Genomic DNA, 2558 nt, shown 5'->3' with positions numbered 1-2558 from the left:
GAAGTTGTCGAGAAATAGGAGGCACTGGCTGTCGCCGATATGCCGCGCGACGTCGCCGTCGGCGCCGATCGCGACTGCGACCGTGGGAAGGACGAGGGCCGGATCGCGGAGCGCGGCAAGCGGCACGAACCAGACACCATCGGGAAAGGCGTGCGCCGCCTCTCCGGCGACCGCGAGCGCGAACCGAGTCTTGCCGACGCCGCCCGGCCCCGTGATGGTCACGGCCCGAGATCCGTCGAGGAGCGCTTTCAGGACGTCCGCGAGCTCCTTCTTGCGCCCGACGAGCGGGTTGGCGGCGAGCGGAAGGTTGGAGCGGTAAAGGCTCTTCAGCGGTGGAAACTCGCCGTCGCCGAGCTGGTAGACGCGCTCGGGTGCCGCCAGGTCCTTGAAGCGATGCTCGCCGAGGTCGACGAGGCCGTCGAGACCGACGAGCGCAGCGGTCGAGGAGGCGACGAGCACCTGCCCGCCGTGTCCAACCGCCGCGATGCGTGCGGCCCGGTGCACATCGTCTCCGACATACCCCTCGTCGGTGACGAGCGGCGTCCCGGTGTGCAGCCCGACGCGGACGTGGATCGGACCGGGCGCGAGCGAGTCCGTGAGCGCGGCTGCAGCCGCGAGAGAGCCGGGCGCCGTCGGAAACGCGAAGAAAAAGGCGTCTCCCTGGGTATCGACTTCAACGCCGCCTTTGGCGGCGCACGCTTCCCTGATGATCCCGCGGTGCTGAGCGAGCGCCTCCGCGTACGCCTCTGCCCCGAGTGAGTGCAGGAGCTTGGTCGAGCCCTCGACATCGGTGAAGAGGAATGTGACGGTGCCGGTCGGGAGGTCGTCGCGCACGCGGCGTGATCATCCGTCGGACAAGACCTGGCGTCCAGTCGCGATCAGCTTCTGGAGACAGGATCGCGCGCTGCACGAGCGTGCGGGACTGTCGCTTGACGAAACGGCTGTGGGTTCAGAGTGTCGTCGCGAGAAAGCGCTCGATCATTGCGTTGATCTGATCGGGCACCTCGAGCTGGTGGAAGTGGCCAGCTCCTACCGTGATGCCGACCTCCAGATCAGGCTTGAGAGAGCGCAGCTGGAAGTCCTCGGGGTCATCGTCCAGTCCCGGTCGTAGCAAGAGTGCGGGGATGGTGCACAGGGCGAACGCGCGGGCTCCGTTCCAGGCGACCACTCCACGAATCACATCAATCGCGATCGGCAGTGGAACAGCACACATCAGCTCGGCGATCCAGCGCGCGAGCACTTCGTCTCGAGCTCCCATATCCCCAACGTAGGTGCGCCGGAGATCCTCGCCACCCGGGCCGCCGAGCTGCTCCGCGAACGAGCGGAAGGACTCGACTGTCGTGGGGAGCGGGTGGATCGGGCCGGGATCGAGCAGAACGAGCGCGCGCGCGATCGAAGGGTGCTGAGCAGCGAACTCGACGGCGATCATCCCGCCGAGGCTGTGTCCGATTATCACCGGTTTCGCGATTCCAACCGCAGTGCAGAACCGAGCGAGGTCATCGGCGAAGTCAGGGACACCGTAGCCAGCCGCCGGGCGGCCACTTCGGCCGCAGCCGCGCAGGTCGAGGGCGGTCACAGTGTGCGTCTGCGCGAAATGATCGAACTGCGGCCCGAACGCCGTGTGATCGCAGCACCAACCGTGAACGAACAGCAGCTCCGGATCGCCGCTGCCAGCCCGCTCGTAGTACAGCGTCAGACCGTCGAGTTCCGCGTACGGCAAGACGCCGCCATCCTCTCACGACAGGCCCAGCGACATCAGCCTCGTGTGCTCGAGCGTTCAGGAATGTTCCCTGAGGCGAGTGGCTGCCCCGCACGAGTGCCAAACCGGACGATTTGCTCCCGCTCGACCAGCGTGAGACAGTTCCCCCATGGCGAAGCTCCTCATCCACATCACATGCGGCCCCGAGGATCCGACGCGCGCGGCGCTCGGCTTTCTGGTCGGCAAGGCAGCGGTCGAGGATGGTCACGACGTGTCGCTCTTCTTGGCGGCAGACGCCGTTCAGCTCCTGAGGCCTGCCGTCCTCGATTCGCTCGTTGGACTCGGAACGGGATCGCTTCGAGAATCGTACGACGCGCTCGTCTCGGGTGGAGCCAAATTCTTCGTGTCAGGGATGTCGAGCAAAGCGCGCGGCTTCGACGCGGAAGGCATCGCCGAACCATCAACCCCGAACCGACTCGTGGAGCTGGCGCTGGACCACGACCGCGTCATCACGTATTAGCTCCGCACCGTTAGTACGGTGCAGCGAAAGACGTGACACTCCGCTGCGCGAGCGTGCTGTCGCCAGAGACGCCGAAAGCCGACTAGCGCGCTCGCCGGAAGTGCTCGATCGTCGCGCGCACGCCGTCGGCGAGCGCGGTGTGCGGTAGCGGGCCGACGAGCCGCTCGAGGAGGTTCCCCTGCAGCGCCTCGGGGAACGGCAGCTGACCCTCCTCCCACGTTACGCGGCCCGCCACGCCCGGCGCCGCAGCCTCGATCGCATCGACGACCTCCTGCATCGTCAACGGCACGCCCGGGAAGTTCGCGACGTGCGCGCCCTCCGTCGCGGTGCGGGCGGCGA

Annotated in this window: 4 protein-coding genes; 1 reads left to right on the top strand and 3 read right to left on the bottom strand. The window is 67.2% G+C overall.

Annotated features, from left to right (window positions below):
- Nucleotides 1-834 (bottom strand): adenylate/guanylate cyclase domain-containing protein (locus VFX99_RS10295; RefSeq protein WP_329666203.1); only part of this gene is annotated, 834 nt, incomplete at its 3' end.
- Between the two features lie 115 nt (nucleotides 835-949).
- Nucleotides 950-1720 carry an alpha/beta hydrolase gene (locus tag VFX99_RS10290; RefSeq protein ID WP_329666202.1) on the bottom strand — a complete coding sequence of 257 codons (771 nt, stop codon included), beginning with the start codon at nucleotides 1718-1720 and terminating at the stop codon, nucleotides 950-952.
- A 148-nt stretch (nucleotides 1721-1868) separates the two neighbouring features.
- Here VFX99_RS10290 and VFX99_RS10285 point away from each other — a divergent pair, with 148 nt between their 5' ends.
- Nucleotides 1869-2219, top strand: coding sequence for a DsrE family protein (locus tag VFX99_RS10285; protein WP_329666201.1), 351 nt, complete (start codon nucleotides 1869-1871; stop codon nucleotides 2217-2219).
- Between the two features lie 82 nt (nucleotides 2220-2301).
- Here the strand turns inward: VFX99_RS10285 and VFX99_RS10280 are convergent.
- Nucleotides 2302-2558, bottom strand: a 257-nt coding sequence (locus VFX99_RS10280) for a hypothetical protein (RefSeq protein ID WP_329666200.1), incomplete at its 5' end; no start/stop codon positions are given.

Origin of the sequence: Microbacterium sp., from assembly GCF_036277215.1 — a bacterium.
In the GTDB taxonomy this organism is placed as follows: Bacteria; Actinomycetota; Actinomycetes; order Actinomycetales; family Microbacteriaceae; genus Microbacterium.
This window is presented reverse-complemented; position numbering and strand designations above follow the sequence as displayed.

Coding starts and splice junctions, on each gene's coding strand:
- VFX99_RS10285 (WP_329666201.1), top strand. CDS start 1,869: ATGGCGAAGCTCCTCATCCACATCACATGCGGCCCCGAGGATCCGACG.